This window comes from Gordonia jinghuaiqii, from assembly GCF_014041935.1.
Taxonomy (GTDB): domain Bacteria; phylum Actinomycetota; class Actinomycetes; order Mycobacteriales; family Mycobacteriaceae; genus Gordonia; species Gordonia jinghuaiqii.
Map to the genome: position 1 here is coordinate 4,308,283 of NZ_CP059491.1, position 22,239 is coordinate 4,330,521.

The 22,239-nt window shown below is 65.7% G+C and carries 19 protein-coding genes; 8 read left to right on the forward strand and 11 right to left on the reverse strand.

All coding sequences use genetic code 11. The features are described 5' to 3' along the window. Nucleotides 1–29: 29 nt before the first annotated feature. Entirely contained in the window at nt 30–1,445 is a 1,416-nt protein-coding gene (locus H1R19_RS19195) for a carotenoid oxygenase family protein (protein ID WP_219849831.1), read from the forward strand. A gap of 36 nt (nt 1,446–1,481) precedes the next feature. Here H1R19_RS19195 and H1R19_RS19200 read toward each other — a convergent pair whose 3' ends face one another. Beyond that, nucleotides 1,482–2,768: an adenylosuccinate synthase gene (locus H1R19_RS19200; RefSeq protein WP_219849832.1), complete on the reverse strand. Its 1,287-nt coding sequence runs from the start codon at nt 2,766–2,768 to the stop codon at nt 1,482–1,484. A gap of 80 nt (nt 2,769–2,848) precedes the next feature. On the opposite strand from H1R19_RS19200, the gene H1R19_RS19205 reads away from it, so the two are divergent. Next, nucleotides 2,849–3,505: a hypothetical protein gene (locus H1R19_RS19205; RefSeq protein WP_219849833.1), complete on the forward strand. Its 657-nt coding sequence runs from the start codon at nt 2,849–2,851 to the stop codon at nt 3,503–3,505. A 60-nt stretch (nt 3,506–3,565) separates the two neighbouring features. On the opposite strand, the gene H1R19_RS19210 is transcribed toward H1R19_RS19205, so the two are convergent. From H1R19_RS19210 to H1R19_RS19220, 3 genes are all read right to left on the reverse strand, one after another. Next, nucleotides 3,566–4,954 carry an MFS transporter gene (locus tag H1R19_RS19210; protein WP_219849834.1) on the reverse strand — a complete coding sequence of 463 codons (1,389 nt, stop codon included), beginning with the start codon at nt 4,952–4,954 and terminating at the stop codon, nt 3,566–3,568. 140 nt (nt 4,955–5,094) lie between these two features. Then, a complete protein-coding gene (locus tag H1R19_RS19215; RefSeq protein ID WP_219849835.1) occupies nt 5,095–5,922 on the reverse strand; it encodes a polysaccharide deacetylase family protein in 828 nt (275 codons plus the stop codon). Between the two features lie 48 nt (nt 5,923–5,970). Next, on the reverse strand, nt 5,971–6,882 hold the full coding sequence (locus H1R19_RS19220; protein ID WP_188331204.1) for a cation diffusion facilitator family transporter: 912 nt from the start codon (nt 6,880–6,882) through the stop codon (nt 5,971–5,973). A 241-nt stretch (nt 6,883–7,123) separates the two neighbouring features. On the opposite strand from H1R19_RS19220, the gene H1R19_RS19225 reads away from it, so the two are divergent. Together H1R19_RS19225 and H1R19_RS19230 are read left to right on the forward strand one after the other, a co-directional pair. Next, complete coding sequence (locus H1R19_RS19225) at nt 7,124–7,567, forward strand: MarR family winged helix-turn-helix transcriptional regulator (protein WP_219849836.1); 444 nt, start codon at nt 7,124–7,126, stop codon at nt 7,565–7,567. Beyond that, the gene (locus H1R19_RS19230; RefSeq protein WP_244970763.1) at nt 7,564–8,991 is read left to right on the forward strand and encodes an MFS transporter; all 1,428 of its coding nucleotides are present in this window, start codon (nt 7,564–7,566) and stop codon (nt 8,989–8,991) included. Before H1R19_RS19225 ends, H1R19_RS19230 begins: the two co-directional genes overlap by 4 nt. Before the next feature lie 24 nt (nt 8,992–9,015). Here H1R19_RS19230 and H1R19_RS19235 read toward each other — a convergent pair whose 3' ends face one another. Genes H1R19_RS19235 through H1R19_RS19265 form a run of 7 tightly spaced genes read right to left on the reverse strand, consistent with a single transcriptional unit; the run spans nt 9,016 to nt 17,020 of the window. Then, a complete protein-coding gene (locus tag H1R19_RS19235; RefSeq protein ID WP_219849837.1) occupies nt 9,016–10,017 on the reverse strand; it encodes an LLM class flavin-dependent oxidoreductase in 1,002 nt (333 codons plus the stop codon). A 40-nt stretch (nt 10,018–10,057) separates the two neighbouring features. Beyond that, complete coding sequence (locus H1R19_RS19240; protein WP_219849838.1) at nt 10,058–10,543, reverse strand: nuclear transport factor 2 family protein; 486 nt, start codon at nt 10,541–10,543, stop codon at nt 10,058–10,060. Between the two features lie 53 nt (nt 10,544–10,596). Then, nucleotides 10,597–12,588 (reverse strand): acetoacetate--CoA ligase, encoded by a 1,992-nt coding sequence (locus tag H1R19_RS19245; protein WP_244970764.1) that lies wholly within the window; start codon nt 12,586–12,588, stop codon nt 10,597–10,599. A 55-nt stretch (nt 12,589–12,643) separates the two neighbouring features. Continuing rightward, nucleotides 12,644–13,900, reverse strand: a complete 1,257-nt coding sequence (locus H1R19_RS19250; protein ID WP_188331209.1) for an acetyl-CoA hydrolase/transferase family protein — start codon at nt 13,898–13,900, stop codon at nt 12,644–12,646. Nucleotides 13,901–13,909: 9 nt separating this feature from the next. Beyond that, on the reverse strand, nt 13,910–15,094 hold the full coding sequence (locus tag H1R19_RS19255; protein WP_219849840.1) for a thiolase family protein: 1,185 nt from the start codon (nt 15,092–15,094) through the stop codon (nt 13,910–13,912). Next, entirely contained in the window at nt 15,094–15,852 is a 759-nt protein-coding gene (locus H1R19_RS19260; RefSeq protein WP_219849841.1) for an SDR family NAD(P)-dependent oxidoreductase, read from the reverse strand. The genes H1R19_RS19255 and H1R19_RS19260 overlap by 1 nt, the downstream gene beginning before the upstream one ends. A 1-nt stretch (nt 15,853) precedes the next feature. Then, the gene (locus H1R19_RS19265) at nt 15,854–17,020 is read right to left on the reverse strand and encodes an acyl-CoA dehydrogenase family protein (protein WP_188331212.1); all 1,167 of its coding nucleotides are present in this window, start codon (nt 17,018–17,020) and stop codon (nt 15,854–15,856) included. Nucleotides 17,021–17,250: 230 nt separating this feature from the next. Here H1R19_RS19265 and H1R19_RS19270 point away from each other — a divergent pair, with 230 nt between their 5' ends. The 4 genes from H1R19_RS19270 to H1R19_RS19285 all read left to right on the forward strand — a co-directional run bounded on the left by H1R19_RS19270 (nt 17,251) and on the right by H1R19_RS19285 (nt 22,097). Continuing rightward, nucleotides 17,251–17,766, forward strand: a complete 516-nt coding sequence (locus tag H1R19_RS19270) for a MaoC family dehydratase (RefSeq protein ID WP_188331213.1) — start codon at nt 17,251–17,253, stop codon at nt 17,764–17,766. Then, entirely contained in the window at nt 17,763–18,665 is a 903-nt protein-coding gene (locus H1R19_RS19275) for an HpcH/HpaI aldolase/citrate lyase family protein (protein ID WP_219849842.1), read from the forward strand. The genes H1R19_RS19270 and H1R19_RS19275 overlap by 4 nt, the downstream gene beginning before the upstream one ends. Nucleotides 18,666–18,676: 11 nt before the next feature. Next, complete coding sequence (locus H1R19_RS19280) at nt 18,677–19,726, forward strand: NAD-dependent epimerase/dehydratase family protein (protein ID WP_219849843.1); 1,050 nt, start codon at nt 18,677–18,679, stop codon at nt 19,724–19,726. A 289-nt stretch (nt 19,727–20,015) separates the two neighbouring features. Next, nucleotides 20,016–22,097, forward strand: a complete 2,082-nt coding sequence (locus tag H1R19_RS19285; RefSeq protein WP_219849844.1) for a CoA transferase — start codon at nt 20,016–20,018, stop codon at nt 22,095–22,097. Nucleotides 22,098–22,239 lie beyond the last annotated feature (142 nt).

The following is a 22,239-nucleotide window of genomic DNA, read 5'->3' on the forward strand; positions in this document are numbered from 1 at the left end:
GCACACCCGTGCCCGACGAAAGCTCTGTCATGACGACCTCAGATATCCCGACCCGGCCCGCGCCGGTCGACATGTCCCGCAACCCCTTCCTGAGCGGTGTGTTCGCGCCGCAGCGCGAGGAGGTCGACCGCATCGATCTGCCGGTCACCGGCGAGATCCCGCCGGACCTGCACGGCAGCTACCTGCGCAACGGCCCCAATCTGCGCTTCGACCCGATCGGCTCCTACGTCTACCCCATCGACGGCGATGCGATGGTCCATCGCATCGGTTTCGCCGACGGCCGCGCCTCCTATCGCAACCGCTTCGTCCGCACGCCGATGGTGCTCGCCGAAGAGGCTGCCGGACATGCCGTCTGGTCGGGCATCACCGACGGCTACACACCGTCGGCGGCCGAGGTCGGCGACGCCCTGGCGGGCACCGTGCGCGAACTGCCCGACATCAACATCGTGCGCCACGGCGGCCGGTTGATGGCGATGGCCGAGTCCGACCGGCCGTACCAGCTCGCGCCGGCCGACCTGGCCACCATCGCCAAGATCGACTGCGACGGCGCGATGTTCGTCGGGAGCACCGCGCACCCCAAGATCGACCCCGCCACCGGGGAGCTCGTCCTGTTCAACTACGTTCTCGACGCGCCGTACCTGACGTGGGCGGTCGTCGGACCCGACGGAGCGGCCACGCGTACCCCGACTCCCGTCGACGGCCTCGACGCCCCGGTGATGATCCACGACATGGCGCTGACCTCCCGCTACATCGTGTTGTTCGTCTGTCCGCTGCTCTTCGACTTCGAGAGCGTGATGGCCGGCGGCTCACTGTTGTCCTGGAAACCGGAGCGCGGCACCAGGATCGCGTTGATCCCCCGCGACGGCGGACCGGTCCGCTGGATCGACACCGACCCGTTCTGGGTGTGGCATTTCGCCAACGCCTTCGACAACGCCGACGGATCGGTCACCGTCGACTATGTGGAGTGGACCTATCCGGGTGGCTTCAGCGACCAGCCGACGCCCGCGTCGTCCGCGTTGACCCGGGCGGTCGTCGATCCCGACGCCGGGATCACCAAAACCGTTCTGAGCGACAAGGTCTCCAACATGGAGTTCCCGCGGGTCGACGACCGGCTCCTCACCCGCGACCATGGTCGTATCGCCAGTGTCGCAAAGGGGCCCGCCGACAGCGACGACCTCGACAGCCTGTGGTTCCACGACCTCGCGGCCGGTACCGAGCAGGTGTGGACGCCTGGTGCCGCGATCGGCGAACCGATTTTCATCCCCGGTGCCGACCGCGACTACTGGGGCGCCATCGGCACCGACCCGACCGACATGCGTTCACGGTTCCACCTGCTCGCCGCCGACGCGCCGGCGGACGGCCCGATCGCCACCGTTGACCTACCGATCCGTGTTCCCGCGGGACTGCACGGGGCGTGGCTACCGGACCCCGACCCTGCTCCCTGAGCAGCCCCGGAGCTTGCGGAGGGGCGTATCGAAGGGTCAGACGATCTCGCGCCGCACGATCGTCTGGTCCCGCCCGGGACCGACGCCGACGCACGAGATGTGTGCACCCGACAGCTCTTCGAGCCGCAGGATGTAGTTCTGCGCGTTCTGGGGCAGGTCTTCGAAGGTCTTGCACCGGGAGATGTCCTCCCACCAGCCGGGCATCTCCTCGTAGATGGGCTTGGCGTGGTGGAAACCGGTCTGGGTCATCGGCATCTCCTCGACGCGCTCACCGTCGACCTCGTAGGCCACGCAGATCGGCACGGTGTCGAGGCTGGAGAGCACGTCGAGCTTGGTGAGGAAGTAGTCGGTGATGCCGTTGACGCGGGTGGCGTAGCGGGCGATCACGGCGTCGAACCAGCCACAACGACGCGCACGGCCGGTGGTCACGCCCACCTCGCCGCCGGTCTTGGCCAGGTAGGCGCCCCACTCGTCGAACAGCTCGGTCGGGAACGGGCCCGAACCGACACGAGTGGTGTACGCCTTCAGGATGCCGAGGACGGTGGTGATCTTGTTGGGGCCGATGCCCGCACCCACCGCGGCACCGCCTGCGGTCGGGTTCGACGAGGTGACGTACGGGTAGGTGCCGTGGTCGACGTCGAGCAGCGTGCCCTGCGACCCCTCGAGCAGCACCGTCTCACCGCGTTCGAGTGCCTGGTTCAGCAGCAGGCGGGTGTCGGCGATGCGGTGCTTGAAACCCTCTGCCTGACCGAGGACCTCGTCGACGACCTCCGCCGGGTCGAGCGCCTTGCGGTTGTAGATCTTGACCAGGATCTGGTTCTTGAGCTCGAGCGCCGCCTCGACCTTCTGGGTCAGGATCTTCTCGTCGAGGACGTCGGCCACGCGCACGCCGACGCGGGCGATCTTGTCCTGGTAGCAGGGGCCGATACCGCGGCCGGTGGTGCCGATCTTCTTGTTGCCCAGGAAGCGCTCGGTGACCTTGTCGATGGCGACGTGGTACGGCATGAGCAGGTGGGCGTCGGCCGAGAGCAGGAGGCCGGAGGTGTCGACGTCCCGGTCTTCGAGACCGCCGAGCTCGGTGAGCAGCACGCCCGGGTCGACGACGACGCCGTTGCCGATCACGTTCTGCACGCCCGGTGTCAGGATGCCCGACGGGATGAGGTGCAGGGCGAAGGTCTCACCAGACGGGAGGACGACGGTGTGCCCGGCGTTGTTCCCGCCTTGATAGCGGACAACCCAGTTGATCTGACCTCCGAGGAGGTCAGTCGCTTTACCTTTGCCCTCGTCGCCCCACTGGGCTCCGATAAGCACGATCGCGGCCATGTCAGGTACTCCTTTGGGTGGCACGCTTGAACCAAACCGGACCAACTGTACTGGGTCGGGACTCTGGATACGCTATCCGTGTGTCGATAGCCCTCCTCATCCAAGCCGGCCGCGCCGACGACAAGAAGGCCATCCGGTCCGCTGTGGCCGATGCGGTGGCCGATCCCGCCGTGTCCCGGCTCGTCGTCGAACCCCGGGTCAACGAACGCTTCGCACCCACCGTCGCCCACGAGAACGATCTCTTCCTGTGCCACGTGGTGGCGTCGTTGATGGTCACCGAGCGCCTCGACGTCGAGGTCGCCTATGTGTCCGCCGAGGCCACTCCGGCGACGCGCCGTTACCGGCTGCCCCACGGTCCCGCCGCACGTGAACTGGCCGAGCACGGCACCGCGACCGCGGTGCCGCTGATCCGCGACGACACCGCCTCGGTCATCGTCGGCAGCGCCCGCCATCTCGGCGCCGAAGGCGCCAAACTCCACGGCGAGACCTACGTCGACAACGAACGGCTCTTCGACGGCGAGGTGCGCTCGATCCTCATCGAACCGACCCTCGAGGCCCCCGGCCTGCGCGCACAGGTGGAGCGAATGTTGTTGCCGGGCAAGTGGTTCAAAGGTCGCGCCTGCCAGACCGGCGGCACCAACATCGTCGTCGAACGCGAGGGTGTGGTGAACCCTCGGGTGCTCAAGCGGTCGACGTTCTACCGCCACGTCACCGACCTGCTCCTCGTCCGCCCCTGACCACTCGGCGAGTCGGCGGACGAGCGGTGTCGCAGGGTGTTCGCCGCCGGTCGCGGAGGGTCAGGCGACGGGCACCGGCTCACGGGCAGCCGTCGGCTCGACGGTGCGCGTCGCCTCGGGGCCGGTGAGCAGATGCAGATCGTCGCGCCGGATGAGCGCGGTGGCCACGACGCTGATGATCGCGGTGAGCACCAGGTAGCCGGCCGCCAGCCACGGCGAGCCGCTCGCCGCGCCGATCAGCGCGGTCAGGATCAGCGGCGTCAGCCCGGAGGCGTAGATCCCGGAGAACTGGTAGACCACCGACAGACCCGTGTAGCGGACCGGCGTCGGATAGAGGCTTGCGTACAGCGTGCCCTGCGCGCCGTAGAACAGTGCGTGGACGATGCCGAACACGATCACCAGCCCCACGGTGAACCACAGGAGATTCGCGGTGCCGAACAGCGCGAAGACCGGGAAGACGGCCACACCGTAGGCGGCGATGCCGATCAGGTAGATGCGTTTGGCGCCGTAGCGGTCGGTGAGCATGCCCGAGATCGGCAGCAGGGCGGCCATCACCAGTGAGGCGATGGTCACGGCCACCAGGACCGGGACCTTCTCCATGTCGAGTTCGGTGGTCGCGTAGGCGATCGCGAACACACCCCAGGTGTTGAACGCCGATCCCTCACCCCAGCGGGAGAGCAGGCCGAGCACGGTGTTGCGTGTGTTGGGCGGGACCAGGACGTCGCGGATCGGTGCCGAGGACTTCTGCGCGAGCTCGGCCACCTCGGCGAACGCCGGCGTCTCGTCGACCTTCAGGCGCACGACGAACCCGATGACGACCAGCACGATGCTCACCAGGAACGCGATCCGCCAGCCGTAGGTGAGGAACGCGTCGTCGTCGAGAACCACCTGCAGCAACGCGAACACCCCGGTGCCCAGCGCCAGGCCGAGAGCGAGCCCGATCTGCGGGATGCTGCCGAACAGACCTCGTTTCCCGTTCGGGCTGTGCTCGACGGAGAGCAGCACCGCGCCCGCCCATTCGCCGCCCAGCGCGAACCCCTGCACCACGCGCAGCAGCAACAGCAGGATGGGCGCGAGAACGCCGACCGAGGCGGCGGTGGGCAACACTCCCATCAGCGCGGTCGCGATGCCCATCATCACCATCGTGATGGCGAGAGTGCGTTTGCGTCCGATGCGGTCGCCGATGTGCCCGAAGACGATCCCGCCGATGGGGCGCACGACGAAGCCCACCGCGAAGGTCGCGAACGACAGCAGCGTCCCGACGAACGAGCTCTGATCGGGGAAGAACAGGGTGTTGAAGACGAGGCTCGCCGCCGTCGCGTACAGAAAGAAGTCGTACCACTCGACGGTGGTGCCGAGCAGGCTCGCGGCGACGACGGTCCGGAGTCGTTTCCGGCGCTGCGCGTCGGTCTCGCCGGCTGGGGAGGGGGTGTGCGTGGATGTGGCCATGACCGGGACACGGTATCGACGGCCGGGAGTCGTTCGCCCGTTACGAATCAGCCTGAGCGAAAAGCGGCCCCGGACTTGCGTCGAGGTCACTCGGCGTACCTGTCGGACGCCCCTCGCCGGCGTTCCTGCCCGGCGCCCGGCTACGGTCCGGTCGCGAAGTAGTCGTCGAGCGTCACCATCCGCAGCTTTCGGTGGCGGATGATCTCGACCAGCTTCGGGTAGACCTTGGTGACCGGGTCATGGTTGGCGTGTCCGATGATGATGGACTGCGGACGAAAGTACTTGCGGGCGCACTGGATCAGATACTTCTCGGTGATCAGCCCGGAATCCGACAGCGATCCGTACCAGAGCGTGGGCATCGTGTAGCCGAGGTCGGCGGCCACCGCATCGACGGCCGCATCGTGATACCCGAACGGTGGTCGGTAGTACGGGGTTCCGTCGACCCCGAACTCGTTTTTCAGGAACCGCTTGGTGCGGCCGAGCTCGTCGGCGACGCCCCGCGCCGACAGCTCGGTCAGCGCCGGATGGCTCCAGGTGTGGTTACCGAGCTGGATCTGGCCGGACTCGACGAGCGGTCGCAGCTCGGCACGATGCTCGGTCCAGCCGTCGAACGACCCGGTCACGAAGAAGGTGAATCTCGCGCCGGTGTCCTGCGCGAACTTCACGTACGCCCCGATGACCTCGGGACTCGCGCCGTCGTCGACGGTGAGCGCGATGTGCCGTCCGCGTCCCGGCAGCGCGGTGATCGGTTCGGCGGGCAACGGGTGGCGGGCTCCGACGGCCGGCGGCAGCAGTCCCGCAGTCGAGGGCGATGGCGTCGCCGGGGTGGCCGGCAGCGGAGACGGAAGGGTGCCCGAGAGCGTGATCTCGGCGGCCGGGACCGGCGAAGCGCAGCCCGCCACCGTGCTCGCGGTCAGAGCCCCCACCGTGCCGGCCGCGAGGACCGCGAGAAAGTCGCGTCGTTCCATGTCGGGAATTTAAGGCATAACCGACATATTCGGCTCAACGACGCGGGCTCACCACGTCATCTCGTCACGACAACGTCCCTGGTCGTCGTTGTCCACCTGCACCGTGGCGTGGTCGAGCCCGTGTCGGGCCAGGACGGCCTGCGCCGCGGGCAGCACCTCCGAGTTCGGCCGGCTGCTGCCGAGGTGCACAGTGGCAACGTCCATGCCGGTGGTCAGGGTCCAGACGTGCAGGTCGTGGACATCGTCGACGGTGGGGATGCCGGCAAGATCGGCTCGCAGCGCCTCGACGTCGATGTGTGCGGGCGCCTGCTGGTTGAGTATGCGCAGCGCCTCGATCGCCAGCCGGAGCGCCCGCGGGACCACCCACAGCGCGATCAGGACCGCGACCACGATGTCGGCGTAGCCCCACCCGGTCGTCAGCGCGACGATCCCGGCGATCAGGACCCCCACGCTGCCGACGGCGTCGGCCAGCACCTCGAGGTACGCGCCGCGGACGGCGATGGACTCCTGCGCGTCGGCGCGGAGCAGGAGCATGACGACGAGATTCACCGCCAGACCCAGCAGCGCGACGATGATCAGCGTCAGGCCGGGAACCTGGGGATCGTTGCCGATGCGCTCGATGGCCTCGTACAGGACGAAGGCCGCGACCCCGATGAGCAGGACCGCATTGGCGACCGCCGTGAACACCTCGGCGCGATGCCAGCCGAAGCTCCGGGTGTCGGTGGTCCGGCCGTGCCGGCCCAGCAGCAGCGCGATCAGCCCCATGATCAGTGCCACCACGTCGGTGAGCATGTGCCCGGCGTCGGCGATGAGGGCGAGCGAGTTCACCAGGATGCCGGCGATGAGCTCCACCACGAAGAATCCGCCGATGAGAGCAACCGCCAGCACCATCGGCCACAGCCGCCGCTCCCCCGCAGCACCGGCGGCGGGGGTGTGGGAATGCGAATGTGAATGACCCATGATCGGGTCAATATATGCATGGTTTCGCATATGTGGCAACCATCTGCTCCCCGGTCCAAACCGGCCGAACCGGGAGCCACGTGGCCGAACGCGACACTCGCGAGCCACCGCAGCCGTTCGCCGAAATAGCGTTACTTAATCAGCAAAGGTGCCTTCTTTGTGAGTGACAAAACAAATCATTTGGCACAACTTCCCCCACTTAGACAGTTATGCTGTTCAAATCCCCGAGCGGAAGGTAGCTGTGGACGAGAGGGCCGATCAACTCCGAGACGACATCGTGGTCTTCGTGCGCAAGATGCGCCGCCAGAGTTCGCGGCATCTGTTGACGCCGTCACAGGTGCAGAGCCTCGCGCACATCGATCGCGTCGGCCCGCTGAGCGCACGAGCCCTCGCAGACATCGAGATGGTCGCGCCGCAGTCTGTGGCGAGAACCGTCGCATCACTGGAAGACCTCGATCTGGTCACCCGCACACCCGATCCGAACGACGGCCGGGCCGTACTGATCAGCATCACCCCGAAGGGCCACGACACTCTCGAAGCCGACCGGGCCCAGCGGAGCCGCTGGTTGTCCGACGCCTTGGAGACGACGTGCAGCGACGTCGAGCGGGAACTCCTCTTCCTCGCCGGCGGACTGTTGCGCCGCATCGCAACGAGTAGCGCGACCGACGAGGAAGCCGGATCGTGACGTACCCACGGACACGGCCCGCCTCCGCCGCGCCCGAACAGGCACCGATCCCCATCCGGGTAAGTGGACCGCTCGCGTCCGGCGGCATCCTCCAGCCGGTGAACTCCTCGATGATCGCCATCGCGATCGTCGCGATCGCCGCCGACTTCGGACCGGCCGACGGCGTCTCCTGGATCATCTCCGCGATGTACATCACCACCGCGGTGTGCGCCCCGATGGCAGGTCGGCTCGGTTCGATCTTCGGTGCCCGACGTGTCTTCATGGCCGGGCTCGTCTTCGTCGCCGCCGGTTCCGTTGTCGGTGTGTTCGCACCGAACGTCGCGGTTCTGACCGTTGCGTACGTCTTGATCGGCACCGGCATCTCCGTGCACACGCCGAACGCGATGACGATGCTGCGTGCCTACGCCGAACGCTACGACCGAAGTCCGCGCACCGCGATCGCGACGTTGGTCATGTGTGGACAGTCGACCGCCGCACTGGGCCCCACCGTCGGTGGCCTTCTCGTCGGCGCCTTCGGCTGGCAGTCCATCCTCTGGGTCAACCTTCCCGTCACCGCGATCTGCGCCGTCTGGGTCATGCGCGCCGACGTCGGATTCGCCGGCGGCAGCGAGGACTCCACCTTCGCCGAGCTGCGCGGCCTTGATTTCGCCGGCATCGGACTGTTCGTCGTCGGGCTGACCAGCCTGATGCTCTTCCTCATCTCGCTGCGCGGGGCGCCCTATTATTGGGCGCTTCCCATCGCGGTCGTGGCCGTGGCGTTGTTCATCGTCCGCGAACGCCGCGCCGACGAACCGTTCATCGATGTCCGCGCGCTGGCCGACAACGGCGCGCTGTCCGCCACACTCGTGCGCGCCCTTCTCACCTACGTGTGCTTCTACTGCGTGTTCTTCGGAATTCCACAGTGGCTGCAGACCGTTCGCGGAATGACACCCATCCAGGCCGGCCTCACCATGCTTCCGGTGGCAGGTGTCGGCGTGCTGGCCACGGCGATCGGCTCACGCACCTACCGGCGATACGGCATTCGCGCGACACTGTTCGTCGGAACGCTCGCGCTGGTGATCGGGGGACTCCTCATCGCCGCGGTGGAGAAGTCCACCGCGCCGGTGGTGGTTCTCCTCATCGTCGCCGCCGTCCTGGGAATTCCGAACGGCTTCAACAACATCGGCAATCAGAGCCTCATCAACACCGTCACCTCGGTCGACAACGTCGGCGCATCGATCGGCATGTATCGAACGGTCGCGTTCATCGGCGCAAATCTCTCGATCGTCGTGACGCAGCTGCTCAGCGGCGGCGTGATGAACGACGACGGGATGAAGCGGGTCGGCTGGTTCATCGCGATCGTCGGAGCCGTGCTCCTGGTGGCTGTTCTACGCTCGCGACACATGGGCGACGCCAAGAAACCCGCCACCTCTGGCCGAGGGTGAGACGGAGCTTCGCGACGTCACCGTTCACGGTCGCGCCAGGCTGCGGAGTTCTGGCGCGACGCGCGTGCTGAACAGCTCGATACTCTGCATCGCGGCAGCGTGACTTGAACCAGGCCACTGCATCCGCAGAATCAGATGCCGGCATCTCGTCTCCTCGATGAGCGTCGCGAGCCGCTCCACGCAGTGCTCCGGGCTGCCGACCACGACGGCGGAGTCGAGCAGATCCTCGACCGGCCTGGTCTGATGACCCCACTGGGCGTAGTTCGCGTACTTGTGTCTCAGTGCAGGTTCGGCGAGCGCCAGCGCTTCCTCGGTACTGGGAGCGATCAGCACCTCGCGGATGACGGGAAAACTCCGCTGCTCGGCCGAGTCGCCATCCGGGAGTGCCTCCATGTAGCGGTCTTGTCCGACGCGCAGGTCTTCCACGGTCATCTCGTTGGTGGCCAGCCACTCATCCCCGATACGTGCAGCTCTCGCGATCCCCTTGGGACCCGTGGCTCCGAGCCACACCGGTTGGCGTTCAAGGCGCGGTGGCACCATGCGCAGCTGGACCCCACTCACGTCGTAGTAGGTTCCCCGATGATCCACTTGGTCTCCCGACCACAACTTGCGAAGGACCTCGATCGACTCCTCCAGCCGCCCGTATCTCTCTCGCATCGGGACGCCGATGGCATCGAACTCCAACTTCCGGTACCCGGCACCCGCACCCACGATGAGACGATCGCCGGTGATCACGGCAAGGGTGGCCAGCTCTTCGGCCAGGATGACCGGCGGATAGTGGGGAACCAACAGCACCGATGTCCCCAGATGCATGTCACCGGCCTCCGCTGCCAGCCGAGCGAGCAGCGGTATCGGCTGAAAGTACTGCAGGTCCGCCAGAAAGTGCTGAACGGTCCACAGCGAGTCGAACCCGCCGGAACGGGCAGCACGAGTCTGTTCGATCGCCTCGGTCAGCTTGGTCAGCGGGTCCACGCCCGGATTGAATTGGCCTGCGAGCATCAAACCGAACTCGAGTTCCGTCTTCATGGACCTGCCTTTCATCGCATTGACTGTTGGCTGCCGGTTTTCAGTCGAGGAGCTTGCGGGCGGCGGCGAAACGCTCGTCGAAGGGCTCCGCCACGAGGCCGCGTTCAGCAGGGGTCGGCAACCGAGAGGAATCGCTGCGGAACCATTCGCGCACGACCCAGCGTCGGCCGACGCCCCACTTACCCGACCGACGCTCCAGGTGATCGACATAGCGGATTCCGGATGTGAAGCTCGACCCTGCATCATCGTCGGGACCGAGATGCGTGACGATTGCATAGGTCTCGGCAAGAGCCGTGTCCCTGTCCACCTCGGCAAGGTGATTTCCGATGAAATGCATTGTGCTGCTGTACTTGTCCAGCGTTAATCCGAGCCAACCCATGAACTCGGGCACCGATCGTTCAACGGACCCACGACAGTCCATGGCGTCCGGGTGATAGGTGGACTCGACGAGGCGGAAGTCGTGGCGGTCGACGCCACGGCAGTATCTGGCGATCGTGTCGTAGATTTCCTGACGATCATCTGGCATGACGAACCTCCGTCGGTCGGCTGTGGACAATACTGCAGGCCAACGTGTTTCGCCTACTCCGCCAATCCGGCGTAGAACTCGAGCGCATCCGGATTCGCCAGCGCATCGGAATTGATGGCGCGCGCAACCGGAGTTCCGGCGAGAATCTTCTTGACCGGGATCTCACACTTCTTCCCGTTCAGCGTGCGCGGCACGTCAGGCGCCGCGATGATCCGATCCGGCACGTGCCTGGGCGAGAGTTGTGTGCGGATCAGCGTACGAACCGCCTTCTCGACATGGCCGAGCTCGTGGCCCTCTGCCAGCACGACGAAACAGACCAGCTCCCCCTCGCCGCCGTCGTTGGCGAGTGCCGTGGTGTCGACGATCAGCGAGTCTCGCACGGCGTCCAGGGACTCGAGAACCCGGTAGAACTCGGCGGTACCCATCCGAACCCCACCTCGATTGAGGGTCGCGTCGGAACGGCCGTGGATGACCACGGAACCCCGGTCACTGATCGTGATCGAATCCCCGTGACGCCACACGCCGGGAAACGTGTCGTAGTACGCGTCCCGAAGGCTGGTGCCGTCGGCGTCATCCCAGAAGAAGACGGGCATGGAGGGCATCGGCGTGGTGATCACCAACTCACCTATGCCGCCATCGATCTCATGTCCGTTGTCGTCGAAGGCATGGATGTCTGCACCGAGCGCCCGGCACGACAACTCCCCCCGCCACACGGGCACCGTGGGAGCAGTACCGAGGAACGCAGTGCACACGTCGGTACCACCTGAGACGGAACAGATCTGGGCATCTGCGCTGACGTTCTCACCGATCCAGCGAAAGCCATCCGAGGTCAGCGGCGAACCGGTCGATCCGATTGCCCGGATCGCCGAAAGATCATGATCCGCTCCGGGATTGAGGCCATTCTTGTGACATGCCTGGATGAACGGAGCGGAGGTCCCGAAGTAGGTGACGCGATGCTCCGCCGCCAGCCGCCACAGTCGATCGATGTCCGGATAGCCGGGGTTGCCGTCGTACAGGACGACAGGGGTCCCCACCAGGAGACCGGACACGAGCAGGTTCCACATCATCCAGCCGGTGGTGGTGAACCACAGAAACCGGTCGCGCGAGTCGAGGTCCATCTGCAGCGACAACGTCTTGAGGTGTTCGAGCAGGATCCCGCCGTGCCCGTGCACGATACCCTTCGGCAGCCCCGTCGTTCCCGAGGAGTACAGCACCCAGAGCGGGTGTTCGAAAGGCACTGCCTCGAAAGACAGTTCGCTGCCACGATGGTTGTCGAGCTCCGTCTGCCAATCGAGCCAGTCATCCTCGAGTTCCCGATCGCCGACATAGTCGATGACGACCGTCGTGGAGATGGAGGGCACTGCAGCGAGTGCCTTTCGGATCGTCGGGGTGGTGTCGAAGATCTTGCCGTTGTAACGGTATCCGTCGACGGCGATGAGCACCGTCGGCTCGGTCTGGCTGAACCGGTCGACGATTGCCTGTTCACCGAAGTCCGGAGAAGCTGCCGTCCAGATCGCACCGAGTGCCGCAGTAGCCAGGAAGGCGACTATCGCATGTGTACTGTTGGCCACCACTCCGGCGACCCGATCCCCGCGCCTGACACCGGATTTGCGCAGCAGCGCCACGAGTGCGGCGACGTCTGCACGAAGCCGGCCATACGGCACCTCCTGACAGAGACCGTCTTCGCGTTCGTAAACGATGGCGGTGTCGGCGTCGGCTTTACCGACGTCGACCCTCAGCGCATGCTCGGCATAGTTGACTGTTGCCCCGGGAAACCATTGGGCCCCGGGCATCGTGGTGTCCGTCAGCACCTGCGCCGCCGGACTGTGGAAGTCCACGGCGAAATAGTCGGCGACATCCGCCCAGAACTGTTGCGGCGCAGCGGTCGACCACGCGTGCAGGGCATCGTAGTCGACGAAGTCGTGTCCGCGGTGTTCAGTGACCCATCGGGCGAATCTCTCGAGGCCGGACGAGCCGTCGGCAGCAGGATTCCACAGGATGTCCGGATGGGAGGCGGCTTCGGGCCGGTCGATGGTCTCGGTCACAACGCAACTCCAAGGATGGTCGTAAGGGTGTACTGGAAGTTCACGTGGTGCGGCCTCACACGTTGACGAGCGACGTTTCGGCGAGCCCTCGCTCGAGGACATCGCGGTGTTCGGGATCGGCGATCTCGAGCAGTCGCACTGCTTTCTCGGCACCGGTGCAGCCGGTGAGTTCGGCCGCGCCGTGCTCGGTGATCACCACGTCGACATCTGCGCGCCCCGTCGTCACGGTGCCGCTCAGGCGCGGGACGATCGTCGACACCGTGCCGCCGGTCTTCGAGGGGGCCGTGGACCGCAGCGCGATGATGGAACGCGCCCCGGTCAGCGCGGCCGCTCGGCTGAAGTCCACCTGGCCGCCGAGTGCGCCGATCTCCGCACCTCGCACCTGTTCGGCTCCCACCTGCCCCGACAGATCCACCTCGATGGCGGAGTTGATCGAGACGTATGAGCGCAACTGCGAAAGCACCTGGGGCGCATGTGTATGCGAGGTGGCTCGGAATTCGACCGGTAGCGAGCAGAGCCGGCCGTAGCACCCCTTCGCGCTCCCCAGTGCCGTGCCGGTGACAACGACCCCGGCATCGATCTCCTTGCGTGCTCCGGTGATCACCCCGCCGTCCACCAGGTCCAGCACCCCGTCGGTGATGATCCCGCCGTGGAAGCCGAGGTCTCGATGACCTCCCAGTGCCGTCAGAACGGCGTCGGGTACCGACCCGACCCCGACCTGGATGGTGTCACCGTCCTGGACATACCCCGCCACGTGTCCGGCGATCTGCATCTCGACCGCATCGGGCGGGCGCACCGGCGCCTCCCCGAGCTCGCGATCGGTGTGAATCACCGCCGCGAACGCCGACATCGGCAATCGAGGACCGCCCCTGGTCGCCGGCATTCGGTGATTCACCTCTGCGATGAGTGTCCGGGCATGCGGAATCGCGTCTGCGATATAGTCGACACTCGTGCCCAGCGTCACCAGGCCCGCGTCGTCGGGCGCAGATACCTGCACAAGACCGACGTCGACCGGCAGTCGGCGTTCGGCGAACATCCGCGGCAGCGCCGAGTAGTGACTGGGAACGATGCGGAGCCGACCGGAACGCGCCAGTCGGCGAAGCTCACCGAGCGCCCCGTAGGACGTCATCTCGATGGACTCCGGAAGCCCATGCCCAATCCGACTGTTCCAGCACACGCCGGTGAACCCCGACAGCTGCCCAATCGTGTCGGCAGTATCGAGGAGCGCATCGACAAGTGGTGTCGGCTCAGCGCTGCCCTGCCCCCACCACACCCCGTCACCGGGACGGATGAACTCGGCCAGATCGATCATGCCCGGGCCTCAGACGCGCTGCAGGAGCGTGGCCGTGCCGAGACCGCCGCCACAACACATCGTGATCAGTCCGATTTCGAGGTCTCGGTGCTCCATCTCGGCGAGCAGCGTCGCGAACAGTCGCGAACCCGACGCGCCGACAGGATGTCCGAGCGCGATCGCGCCACCGTTCACGTTCACACGGTCCATGTCGGGCTTCAGCTCGCGTTCCCAGGCGAGTACCACCGATGCGAATGCCTCGTTGATCTCGACCAAGTCGATGTCGTCCATCGTCATCCCGTTGCGCTCCAGTAGCTTTCGCGTAGCAGGAATCGGACCGGTGAGCATGATCGCCGGGTCGACGCCGACCGTGGTCTGATCGAGGATTCGCGCGCGACGGTTGAGCCCGTGACGGGCCACCGCGTCATCGGAGGCCAGCAGGACACCGGCCGCACCATCGGTGAGCGGCGATGACGTTCCCGCCGTGACTCGCCCGGAATCGGGCCGGAAGATCGTCTTCAGCCCGGCCAGGCCGGCCGCCGAGGTATCCGGCCGGATCGACTGGTCACTGGTACGGATCGCGCCGTCGAGTTCCAGCGGGATCATCTCTCGCTCGAAACGACCGGCGGCCACCGCATCGGCAGCCACCTGATGCGACCGAACCGCGTACTCGTCCATCTCCTTGCGGCTGATGTCCCACTGCTCCGCGATCCGTTCGGCTGCTTCGCCCATCACCGGGAAGTCGCCCGACTCGAGCAGTTCGGCCGGCCATGCGGGACCGAAGAGCTTCTCGATTTCCCCTGCCGCGGTCATCGGGATATGGCCCATGTGCTCGACACCACCACTCAGCACCAGGTCATGCGTACCGGATGCGATCAGCGCTGCACCCATCTCGACGGCCGTCTGAGCGGATCCGCAGCGACGATCGAGCACGGTCGCCGGAACCTCAGCGGGGTATCCCGCCTGCAGCCAGGCATTGCGCGCGACGTTGCGCGACTGCTCACCGAATGGTGAGGTACAGCCGACGACGATGTCTTCCAAGTCCCTGGGAGCGATCGCCGTCTTCTCGAAGACGGCCTGGTAGACGGCACCGAGCATCACATTCGGGTGGAGGTCCCGATACCATCCGTTCTTCGCACTCGCCTTACCCATCGGTGTCCGCAGGGCTTCGACGATCCACGCGTCGCGCCCGACGAGGCGTTTTTCTCGCGCCATCAGATCACCATCCCGCCGTCGACGGGCAGCACCTGTCCGGTCACGTACGACGCGGCGTCGGACGCGAAATAGACGAAAGTCGAGGCGATCTCGTCCGGATTCGCCCACCGGCCGAGCGGAATTCGCGAAAGCGTCTTGGCGGCAAGCTTCTCATCGGTGCGGATCGTGCCGGTCATCTTCGTGGCCGCCAGAGGCGCGACCGCATTGACGGTCACCTTCTTCCGGGCCAGTTCCTTTGCGAAGGACTTTGTCAGGCCGATGATCCCGGCCTTGGCCGCACTGTAATTCACCTGACCGATCGTGCCGACGAGACCCGCAGCAGAGGTCACGTTGATGATGCGGCCGGTACCGTCCTCCGGGAGGTAGTCGAGCGCGGCCTGCGTGACCGTGAAGGTTCCACCGACGTGTACGTCGATGACGCGGCTGAACGCCTCTGCCGTCATCTTCGGCAACATCGCCGGCGCAATGACTCCGGCATTGTTCACGACGATGTTGATCGTGCCGTCACCGAGTGCCGCCGCCCGTTCGGCGACGACCCTCGCCTGCGAAGCATCTCGCACGTCGAGGTCGACGGAATCCGCCCTGCCGCCGGCAGCGATGACGTCCGCGGCAACCGCGGACGCCGCGTCTTTGTCGACGTCCGTGACGAGTACCGCCGCACCATGGGCGGCAAGCGCTTTGGCGACGGCTGCGCCGATTCCCCCGCCCGCTCCGGTGACGATCGCAGTGCGTTTGTCGAGTGAAAAGGTCTGAGACATATCAGTAGCTCCTGGGAAGGCCGAGTACGTGAGAGCCGAGGAAGTTGAGGATCATCTCCTGGCTGATCGGGACGATTCGCATCAGGCGAGCCTCCCGGAAGTACCGAGCGACGTGGTACTCCTCGGAGTAGCCCATACCGCCATGGGTCTGGACGGCACGATCGGCCGCGTCGAAAGCCGCATCGGCGCAGAGGTATTTCGCTGTGTTCGCCTCACGCCCGCACGGCAGGCCACGGTCATACAGCCAGGTTGCCTTGCGCAGCATCAGTTCGGCCGCATCGAGACGCGCGAGCGAATCGGCCAGGGGGAACTGAATACCCTGATTCATACCGATCGGGCGCCCGAACACCTCGCGCTCGTTCCCGTACGCAACGGCTCGACGCAGGGCCGCGCGCCCGGTACCCAGCGCTTCGGCGGCGATGAGGCATCGCTCGGGATTGAGACCGTCCAGGATGTACTTGAATCCCTGGCCTTCTTCGCCGACCCGATGCTCCTCGGGAATCCTGAGATCATCGATGAACAGCTCGTTGGAGGTCACCGCATTGCGGCCCATCTTCTTGATGGGACGGATGTCGACGTGCGCACGATCCAGATCCGTGAAGAACAGGGTCAGCCCATCCGTCTTCTTATCCACATCCTCGAACTTGGAGGTGCGGGTCAACAGCAAGATCTTTTCCGACTCGACGGCTTTCGAGATCCACACCTTGCGGCCGTTGACGACGTAGTCCGAGCCGTCGCGCCGCGCATAGGTGGTGATCTTGGTGGTGTCGAGACCGGCGCCGGGTTCGGTGACACCGAAGCACACGTGCAGATCGCCGGTGGCAATGCGCGGCAGGTTCTCCTTCTTCATCTCTTCCGAGCCGTGCAGGATCACCGGATGCATCCCGAAGATGGACATGTGCATCGAGCTGGCACCGTTCATCGCCGCACCGGATGCGGCCACCTCCTCGAGCAGGATCGAGGCCTCGGTGATGCCATATCCGCTGCCGCCGTATTCCTCGGGAGTGGTGATACCGAGCCAGCCGCCCTCCGCGAAAGCGTTGTAGAACTCCGTCGGGAACTCGTGCGCATCGTCTTTCTCCAGCCAGTACTGGTCATCGAACTTCCCTGCGAGTTCGGCTACGGCTTGCCGGATCGTCTGCTGATCCTCGGTGAGTTCGAAGTCCATCACTCAACCTCCTACGTTCGCGATTACGAATGCTTGTACGGTATAGTGAAAGCATGTGATGGTCAACATGCCAACCGGGTCAGCGTTGCGATGGCCACTGCCTAGGCAGTCCGACCATCCGGACAGCGTTCGAGACCGCGGACACCAAGGATCGGAGAGTCGATGCATCCCACCAGCCACGCCCGGCGAGGCCCCAGAACCGGCGATGCCCAACAACAGAGGCCGACGATATGAGTGACGACAAGGCGCCCACGCGCAACGACACCACAACCGACAATCGCCGCCGTCTTGTGCAGCGCGGGTTGTGGTTCGAGGAGATGGAGACCGAAGTCGTCTATGACCATCGCCCCGGCCGGACCGTGACCGAGGCCGACAACGTCCTCTTCACCACGCTGACCATGAACACGCAGCCGCTGCATCTCGACCAGGCCGAGAGTGAACAGCTCGCGCCCTTCCACGACCGATTGGTGAACTCGATGTTCACACTCTCGACCCTTGTCGGCCTGTCCGTCGCGCAGCTGACGCAAGGGACGATTGTCGCGAATCTCGGCCTCACCGATGTCACGTTCCCGGCGCCGGTGCGCCACGGCGACACGATCTACGCCGAAACCGTGGTCACCGAGAAGCGCGAATCGCGTAGGCACACCGACGCCGGAGTCGTCACGTTCGAGCACACGGCTCGAAACCAGCGGGGTGACGTCGTCGCCCGCGCAATTCGAGCCACTCTCGTCAGGAAGATGCCATGACCAGCCAGCCCACTCGTCCCGGCTGGCTCTTCTGCCCGGCCGACCGACCCGACCGTTACACCAAGGCACTTGCCGTGGCCGACGTGGTGATCCTCGACCTCGAGGACGCGGTATCGCCGACGAACAAGTCCGCCGCGCGTTCCGCCGTCACCGATTTGATTCGCACCCGAACCTACGAAGCCGCGCGGACCGTGGTGCGCATACACGGTGCCGGCGACCCTCAGCACCAATCCGATCTGGATCTGGTCGCCAAGTGCGGTCTCGAGACGGTCATGCTGGCCAAAGCCGAAGGACCACAGGACCTTTCGTCCTTGCAGAATGTCTCGGTGATCGCCCTCATCGAAACCCCGCTCGGCCTCGAGCGCTGCTCGGAGATCGCCGACGCCCCCTGCGTCACCGGACTGATGTGGGGCGCCGACGACCTGGTGGCAGGGCTGGGCGGTCATTCCGCTCGCTTCGACGACGGCAGTTTCCGCGACATCGCCCGTTTCGCACGCGCGCGCGTCCTGACCGCCGCGAAGGCGCGCGGACTCCTCGCCCTGGACGGCGTCCACATGGACATCGGTGACACCGCAGGCCTGCAGGCCGAATGCGAGGACGCCGTCGCGGTCGGTTTCGACGCGACTGCCGCGATCCATCCGAGCCAGGTGCCGGTGATCCAGCGCGCGTACGCCCCGTCATCGGACCAGCTCGACTGGGCGCGAGCACTTCTCGAAGCAACCGCGGACAACCCCGGGGTCACGACCTTCCGGGGGCGGATGGTCGACGGCCCGGTATACGCGCAAGCGCGACGTATCGTCGACCGAGCCGCAGTCGCGATGCCGGCAGACGACAGCGCAACGACACACAACTCCCACAACGCGGACGGAAGCACCATCCGCGCAAGCGAAAGGGTCTGAACATGACAGTGATGGTGACGGGCACAGGATTCGTGGGCAGCTACGTTGTCAGGGATCTGCTGGCCGCCGGCGAAAAAGTGGTCCTCTACGGCTACTTCGGCGGTCGCGGCGAACCGGCCACAACCGACCTACCCGACCTCGGCTTCCTCGACTACCTCGTGGGGGGTGACCTGTTCGACAAGGTCGGCGTGGTCGTCGGTGACATCGCCGACCCGGATGCGCTCAAATCCACGGTCGAGGCCCATGACGTCGACTCCGTGGTTCATCTCGCCTCCATGGTCGCCGCAGCTTCAGAGGCCAATGCCCCCGCAGCGGTACGCGTCAATGCGGGCGGAACGGTGAACTTGTTCGAGACGGCAGCACAGCTGAAGCTCCGCAAGGTTGTCTGGGCCAGTTCGGTCACCGTGTTCGGGCCACGTTCGGAAGGGGCGGACGGGGTCATCAGCGACGACAGCCTCCTGGACCCGGACGGCGTGTACGGCGCGTCGAAGGTGTTCTCCGAACACCTCGCCCAGCGTTACCACGAGAACTTCGGGCTGGAGAGCGTCGGCCTGCGTCTGAGCCGCGTCTACGGCTTCGGTGAACACGTGAAAGCGGGCCGCGGATCGGGTACGACCTGGCTCCTGGAGGCGTTACACAACGCTGCGGTGCAGTCCGGGACAGCCGAGTTCCTGTTCGGGGATATGAGCCTCGACTTCCACTACGTGGAGGACGTCGCGGAGGCCTTCCTTCAGGCCCTGGCCGGTCCCGCGCTCGGCGCTCCGTCGTACCTCACCCATGGCGACTACCGCCCGATCGCGGAGGCATACGGGTTCCTCAGGGAACTCCTTCCGGACGCCGACATGAAGTTGTCGGGCAGCGACGCCGACCTGCCGGCCGGGTCCACCATGGCGTGGGCACGCCGATACGACGCCAGCCGCGCCGAGAAGGATCTCGGCATCCGCAGCCGATACTCCATGGAAGAGGGGCTTTACCGAACTGTCAGCCAATACCGGCGGTACGCGGGCCTGGACCCCGTCGCGCGCCCGGCGGTGTTGTCCGCATCGGATGCGACATCGTAGAAGTACCAGCACAAACCGCAGCCGCCCGCCATCTCGGTGGGCGGCTGTTCTCTTCTGGACCACTCCAAGAGGCTTCCCGACGATCACGGAAATTCGGGCCGAACGAACGCTAGGCGTTCGTAATATCGATCTGGCATACTCAATACCGAACATAAGTGACGCGAACCTCTACACCGCGAAACCGTGATCTGTATTTCAGGATCGACGCGAAGTCATGCCGCGGACTCCTGCCCAACGGGGCCGATCCCGAACCGCCGGCAGCGAATCAGCCCGAAAGGACATGTGCACCATGACAACAACCATCCCCACGAACAGCGAGGCCTCGCTGTCCGAAGCGCCCGAGCACCTCTGGCTCGAAGGGCTCGCTGTCGCGACGGCGGGCGAGTCGGCCGCGGTGAGAATTGCCGGACGCGTCCTGGCTCAGTTCGGTGCACTCGTGCACGACCTGAGCACGCTGCGTGACGACGCCGCACCGGCATGGGAGCAGATCGACATCGTTCTCACCGACCGCGTGCAGAGCCCGTGCGCACTTCCCTGCGGGGCCGGAGGCAGCGCCGCAGATCACCTGGCCTACGCGACCGCACACAATCGATCGGTGTGGGTTACGTTGTCCGCCTACGGTTTGTCTTCGGATCGCGCCGATAGATTCGCATCCAACATGACCCTGCTCGCGGCCGGCGGGATCCTGGGCCACAGCCGAATCGGCGAGGACCAACCGCCGACGGTCCCTGCCGGATCACTGGGACTGAACCTCGCCGGCCACGTGATGGCAGCTGCCGCGCTTCACGGCCTGCATGCGCGGAGGACGGAGGGCCATCCCGTCCATGTCGACGTGTCGGCACAAGCGGCCATCATCTCCACCGGCCTCACCCTCGAAATGGCACATGCGCTATCGAACTGTCCCGATCAGGGCGGCAGTTCGCGCTACGGGGCGCCGACGGGCTTCTTCGACTGCGCCGACGGCGCAATCTATGTCGTCGTTCTCGAACAGCATCAGTGGGCAGGATTTCAGAAGGCACTCGCCCCCGCCTTGGACGGCATCGCCACCCTCGAGGAGGCCCGCAACCGTTCAGCTGAGGTGAACAGCACACTGGAGCAATGGCTTTCGACACGTACCGCCGCCGAAACCGAGCAGGTACTCCAGTCCTTCGGCGTCCCCTGCACCCGGGTGAACACCGCGAGCGAGTTCATCGCGCGATCACGCTCCGCCGGGCGGCCGTTCGATGTCAACGGTGCGGGCGCACGTGCATTGCCGGGCCTCGTCGAAACCGTTGGCGGCAAGCACTCTGATCATGGCGCCGCTGGGGCGATTCCGCTCGGCTCGCTGCGGATTCTCGATGCGGGTCACGTCCTGGCGGTCCCGCTGGCCGGAGCGTGGCTCGGTGCGATGGGTGCGCGGGTCACGAAGCTGGAGGATCCCAAGCGTCTCGACGTCTACCGCCGCCGCGGCCCGTTCGCAGACGGCGTCCCGGGGCTCAATCGGAGCGCTTATTTCAACCACATCAACTTCTGCAAAGAGACACTGGACGTCACCACGGGACACGGGGAGGACACCGTCGATCTCGCGTCCTTCGACGTCGTTCTCAACAACCTGAGCCGGCATCGCGCGGAGCGCCTCGGCGTCGACGGCGAGTCCGTCTTCGCGGATACCTCTGCGCGGTTGGTAATCGCCTCGAGTGGCTTCGGCAGGGCCGGCGCGTGGTCGGAGTATCGGGCGTACGGCCACAACATCCACGCGTTCGCCGGACTGGTCGCGGCCAGCCGAGACGCCCGCGGGCGGATGGCGGACGTCGGCACACCCTGGGCCGACCCGCTGTCGAGTGTGGGCATCGCGACGTGGGTTCTCGCCTGGTCGCTGGCGGATGATCACACCTCGAGCACCTCGGTGGACTTCTCGATGGCTGAACTGATCTGTGCGCAGATCGCCGATGTCGCGGACCCGGATTCAACTGATGTTCCTTCGTCCGCCAACGAAATCCGTGAATTCTTCCTTCGCATTCCCGGGTCTGATCGCTTACTCGCCGTGACCCTCAACGACGCGTCGGAAGCGCAGCGCTTCGAGCTGACGGTCGGGTACGACCTGCCGAAGCTGCTGACCACCACCGAGCTGGTCGACCTACCGTGGCAATCGGCACCTGATGCAGACACGCTGGAACGCGCATTGCTCGCAGCAGGGCTCTCCGTCTCCCTGGTACACACCGCTCATGACCTCGCTGACGACCAATTCGTCCGCAGCACAGGCCTTTACCAGCCTGTGAAGAGTCCGACACTGGGTGAGTACGAAGTCACCGGACTCCCGTGGGTCCTGAGCGACGCTGCGCGACCGATCCTGAAGGCGGCGCCCGAACGTCCCGGCTCGGAATCGATCTGACCGACGAATCGTCGACACGGACAAACCGCCGCCCGGCAGTGCATCCCAGATGCGCGCCGGGCGGCGGTTTGTCATATGTGCGTTGGTCGCATAGACGGCGGTGACGGGATGCCGGCGCCGGCCGGGATGTGCGGCAGAGACA